Below are 4797 nucleotides of genomic sequence, written 5' to 3'. Positions count from 1 at the left end.
TTTCCACTTCAAACTAGTAATAATACGTCATTTAATTATCAAAAAATACACAAAAAATTACACTCTTCTTATTCTATAATGGTCCGAAAGGTAAGATTTACCCGAGGAGTTTTTATTTTAGTAGTGGGAGGTAATCTATGAAGCCAATGATCCTGAGTGGTTCCTTTCATAATAAGTAAGCTTCCATTTTCCAAAAATATTTCCACTTTTTCTTTGGTTGTCTTATGTTTAAATAAAAACTTTCTTTCCGCACCAAAAGTAAGGGAGGCTATTGCTCCGTGTTTTTTGAGATCCTTTTCTCCGTCGCTGTGATAAGCCATTCCCTCACTTCCGTCATGATAGAGATTGAGAAGACAGGAATTATAGGTTTCACCGGAAATTTCTTCACATTTCTGTTTTAGCTCCAATAGCTCAGGTGTCCAGCATCTGGCATATTTTGATCTTTTTGAATAAGTATATTCAAATTCTTTTTCTCCGAACCATGCTACTTTTCTTTTGGTCAGAATTAATTTGCCAAAGATCATCGCTTCATCATTTTCCCATGGAATCTGATTTAGTAAATAATCATAATAAAAATCAGATTGTTCTTTTGTGAAAATTTTCCCATAATAATGAACCGTTCCATCTGCCGGGAGTATATTAATAGGAAAGTCGGACACATCCTCAAATAGACTCATCATTATTTTAGAATTTTTTGTTAAAAATTAATTTAAAAGCTTAATCCTGATCACCGGAATAAAGATGTGAGCTCTCCCATCCCAATATCAGCTGTTTTCGATCGCTTCCCCATCGGTAACCCCCTGTATGTCCTGTAGACTGGATTACTCTGTGACATGGAATAAGAAACGCAACAGGATTACTTCCTATAGCTGTTCCTACAGCTCTTGAGGCTTTAGGATTTTCAATTTTTTGGGCTAGATTTCCATAAGTTGATATTTTCCCCATGGGAATAGACAAGAGACTTTTCCAGACCTTAAGCTGAAAATCAGTTCCTTTCAGATGAAGTTTGATGGTATTAAGTTTCGTCCAGTCCTTTTCAAAAATAGACAAAGCATTTTTCTGAAGCTGGTCCTTTTTCTCAAAAAAAGAAGCATTAGGAAACTGAGCTTTCAGATTTCCCAATGCGATTTCTTTATTGGCTTCAAAAGCCATATAACAAATTCCTTTTTTTGTAGAACCTACCATGATATAACCAAATGGGCTCTCAGAAAAGTGATAATTAATAACTAGATTTTTACCTCCATTTTTATATTCGGCAGGAGACATTCCTTCTATAGTAATAAATAAATCATGCAACCTGCTGGTGCTGGATAAACCTGTTTCATAAGCAGTATCAAACAAATTTGCTTTTTCTTCCTTTAATAAATTTTTAGCATGTTCAAGACTGATGAACTGTAAAAACTTCTTTGGACTTGTTCCTGCCCAATCGGTAAACATTTTTTGAAAATGAGCGGGACTTAAATGTACGCTTTCCGCCACTTCATCCAAACCGGGCTGAAGCTGATAATTCATTCGGATATATTCTATTGCCTGAGCAATCCTGTTATAATCTATCTGATTTTGTGTAGACATAATCTTTATTTTACGTCACAAATTTCCTAAGAAAATACGGTGAAAAAAATCCGATTCCTGCGGAATTTTAATTATTGTTAATATGATAATAAGCTAACATTTTATAATATAATTTTGCCGCTAAGAAAGCAGAAGGTTTTGCCATAGGAGAATCCATCAGCTCTACAATATCAAAAGCCACTACATTACATTTTTCAAATACTTTTCTCAGGAGCTCTAACGTAGGATACCATTGTAATCCTCCCGGTTCCGGAGTTCCGGTAGAGGGTGCAATAGAAGGGTCAAAAGCATCTAAATCTATAGTGATATATACATTTCCTGATACCTTTTCCAATACATCATTAATCCAGTTATCATTCACTGCAATCTGATGAGCAAAAAATACTCTTCCTTCCGGTAAATATTGATTTTCTTCCACATCCATAGAACGGATACCCACCTGTACCAGATTATGTTTCTGATTGGCTTCAAAAACAGCACAGGCATGGTTAGAAGCTGAGCCATGGAATTCAGGACGTAAATCGGTGTGTGCATCCAACTGCAAAACTGTCAGATTTTCATATTTCTCTCCAACAGCACGGATAGAACCTATTGAAACGGAATGTTCTCCTCCGAAAAGGGTAAATAATTTTCCGTCATTCTGAAGAAGATCTTTGGTTTTCTGATAAACGGCTTCAGTCATTGCCTCCGGTGAAGAATTTTCAGAAACTTCTCCTGCAAGATAAACTCCTTCAAGATAAGGTTCGGTTCCGGTTTCAATATCATAAAGCTCCATGTTCTCCGAAGCATCTAAAAATAATTCAGGACCTTTATCAGCTCCCTTTCCCCAAGTTGAAGTTCCATCATAAGGAACGGTTACCAACATTACTTTCGAGTTTTCCAGTGTTCCGTTTTCCTCCGGTATTCCAGCATATGTTTTCATAATAGATGTAATAATTTAAAGACTAAAAATAATAAGAACAAAGATACGCAGAAAATTGACTTTCATAGAATATTCAGAGTCCCAAAACCGGATCAAATTATGAATACTTATCTTTGCAAAAATTTTTTACTATGTCATTAAAGGCTGTACTCTTTGATATGGATGGAGTGATTGTGGATACGGAACCATTACATAGAAAAGCTTATTTCAAAATGTTCAATGATCTTGGAATTGAAGTTTCTGAAGATCTATATACTTCTTTCACAGGATATTCGACCAAAAAGGCCTGTGAAACCTTAATAGAAAAATTCAACCTGAGCCATACCCATGAGGGTCTTACTGAGATTAAAAGAACTTATTTTAAAGAGTATTTTTATAATGATGCCGAGTTTGATCTTATTCCAGGTGTAAGAAAGCTGATACAGCATTATTATGAAAATGACATAAAGCTTATCGTGGCCTCTTCAGCCAGTATGACAACCATAAAAATGGTCTTTGATAAATTCGGTCTGGAGCAATATTTCAGCGGAAAGATCAGCGGAGCGGATTTAAAAGAATCCAAACCTCATCCTGAAATTTTCCTTCTTGCAGCACAAATGGCCGATGAACCTAACAAAAACTGTATGGTAATTGAAGATTCTACCAATGGAATTTTAGCTGCCCACAAAGCTGATATTTTCTGTGCAGCTTATAAAAGCCTACATTCCAAAAACCAGGACTATACATTAGCAAATGTTACTGTTTCCGATTATTCAGAACTGGAATTGGATAAAATATCCGATTACTTCCAATAAATAAAAAAAGCCATCGTATGGATGGCTTTTTTATTTCTTTTACTGAATGTATCCTAAAAGTTTTAAAATATCTTCAGGTTCCTGCTTCTCACGGAAAACTTCATATTGGAACTCACCATTTTCATCTTTCTGGATCAAAATATGTCTTGGCTGAGGCATCAGACAGTGATGAACTCCTCCGTAGCCACCTATGGTTTCCTGATAAGCACCCGTATGGAAAAATCCTATATACAAAGGTTTAGTGTCACTGAAAACCGGTAAATAAATAGCATTGGTATGCTGCTCGGAATTGTAGTAATCATCAGAATCACAAGTCAGTCCTCCAAGGAAAACTCTTTCATAAGTATCATCCCAACGGTTAAGCGGAAGCATGATAAAATGTCTTGAAATAGCCCATGTATCAGGAAGTGTCGTCATGAATGATGAATCGATCATATTCCATTTTTCTCTGTCGTTCTGACGTTTCTGAGAAATAATTTTATAAAGGTTAGCGCCGCTTTCCCCTACGGTAAAACTACCGAATTCAGTATAAATATTCGGTTCTTCCACTCCTTCTTCTTCACAGAATTTCTTGATCTGGGAAACAATCTCCTCTACCATATACTGGTAGTCATAATCAAAGTTCAGGGAAGTTTTAATCGGAAATCCTCCACCTATATTCAAAGAATCAACCTCAGGCGCAATTTTTTTCAAACGGGCATATACACGAAGGCATTTATACAATTCATTCCAATAGTAAGAGGTGTCTTTGATTCCCGTATTAATGAAAAAGTGAAGCATTTTCAGCCTGGCATTCGGATGTTCCGCAATCTTCTGGCTGTAATAAGGGATAATATCTTTATATCCTATTCCTAATCTTGAGGTATAGAATTCAAACTTAGGCTCTTCTTCTGAAGCGATTCTGATCCCTATATTAAAAGTAGTGTCGATACTGTCCGTAAGTTTATCCAGCTCACGGTAATTATCCAGAATAGGGGTAATATTTTCAAAACCGTTATTGATCATTTCTGAAATTTTCATCAGGTAATCATCCGTTTTAAATCCATTACAGATTACTTCAATATTCTTGTCAACCTTCTCTTTTTCATAAAGAGACTTTACAATATCCATATCATACGCTGAAGAAGTTTCGATAGATATATCATTTTTCAAAGCTTCTTCAATCACAAAGTTGAAGTGGCTCGACTTTGTGCAATAACAATAAGTATAGTTTTTCTTATACTCATTTTTCTCAAAAGCTTCTTTAAACCAACCTTTGGCTTTTTGAATATTTTGAGAAATCCTTGGCAGATAGCTGATTTTTAGCGGAGTGCCAAATTTTTCAACAACTTCCATTAAAGGAATATCGTGAAATAACAAATTGTTCTCAGAAACATTGAATTCTTCCGTCGGAAAATACAATGTCTGATCAATAAGTTCTGAGTATTTTATCTTCATTTCTTAACAAGTGAATTTAGGAATGCAAAATTGCTAAAAAAGTTTGATTTTTTGATGGTAAAACTCTTATAA

The 4797-nt window shown here is 35.3% G+C and carries 5 protein-coding genes; 1 reads left to right on the top strand and 4 read right to left on the bottom strand.

Annotated features, from left to right (window positions below; translation table 11 throughout):
- Window positions 1–68 precede the first annotated feature (68 nt).
- The 3 genes from Q0A18_RS02280 to speB all read right to left on the bottom strand — a co-directional run bounded on the left by Q0A18_RS02280 (window position 69) and on the right by speB (window position 2494).
- Window positions 69–677 carry an alpha-ketoglutarate-dependent dioxygenase AlkB gene (locus Q0A18_RS02280; protein ID WP_292008551.1) on the bottom strand — a complete coding sequence of 203 codons (609 nt, stop codon included), beginning with the start codon at window positions 675–677 and terminating at the stop codon, window positions 69–71.
- 40 nt (window positions 678–717) lie between these two features.
- Complete coding sequence (locus Q0A18_RS02275; protein WP_292008550.1) at window positions 718–1572, bottom strand: methylated-DNA--[protein]-cysteine S-methyltransferase; 855 nt, start codon at window positions 1570–1572, stop codon at window positions 718–720.
- A gap of 67 nt (window positions 1573–1639) precedes the next feature.
- Window positions 1640–2494: an agmatinase gene (gene speB / locus Q0A18_RS02270; RefSeq protein ID WP_292008549.1), complete on the bottom strand. Its 855-nt coding sequence runs from the start codon at window positions 2492–2494 to the stop codon at window positions 1640–1642.
- A 131-nt stretch (window positions 2495–2625) separates the two neighbouring features.
- Between speB and Q0A18_RS02265 the strand changes: the two genes are divergently transcribed.
- Window positions 2626–3288, top strand: a complete 663-nt coding sequence (locus tag Q0A18_RS02265) for an HAD family phosphatase (protein ID WP_292008548.1) — start codon at window positions 2626–2628, stop codon at window positions 3286–3288.
- A 39-nt stretch (window positions 3289–3327) separates the two neighbouring features.
- Here the strand turns inward: Q0A18_RS02265 and Q0A18_RS02260 are convergent, their stop codons facing one another.
- Window positions 3328–4725: an arginine decarboxylase gene (locus Q0A18_RS02260; RefSeq protein WP_292008547.1), complete on the bottom strand. Its 1398-nt coding sequence runs from the start codon at window positions 4723–4725 to the stop codon at window positions 3328–3330.
- Window positions 4726–4797: the final 72 nt, after the last annotated feature.

It is taken from the genome of Chryseobacterium sp. (genome assembly GCF_022712095.1).
Classification (GTDB): domain Bacteria; phylum Bacteroidota; class Bacteroidia; order Flavobacteriales; family Weeksellaceae; genus Chryseobacterium.
Note: the sequence above shows the minus strand (reverse complement) of the source record. Positions and strands in the feature narration are given on the sequence as shown.

Bases quoted from the DNA above. Each gene is read 5' to 3' on its own strand.
- Q0A18_RS02280 (WP_292008551.1), bottom strand. From the start codon at position 677: ATGAGTCTATTTGAGGATGTGTCCGACTTTCCTATTAATATACTCCCG.
- Q0A18_RS02275 (WP_292008550.1), bottom strand. From the start codon at position 1,572: ATGTCTACACAAAATCAGATAGATTATAACAGGATTGCTCAGGCAATA.
- speB (WP_292008549.1), bottom strand. From the start codon at position 2,494: ATGAAAACATATGCTGGAATACCGGAGGAAAACGGAACACTGGAAAAC.
- Q0A18_RS02265 (WP_292008548.1), top strand. From the start codon at position 2,626: ATGTCATTAAAGGCTGTACTCTTTGATATGGATGGAGTGATTGTGGAT.
- Q0A18_RS02260 (WP_292008547.1), bottom strand. From the start codon at position 4,725: ATGAAGATAAAATACTCAGAACTTATTGATCAGACATTGTATTTTCCG.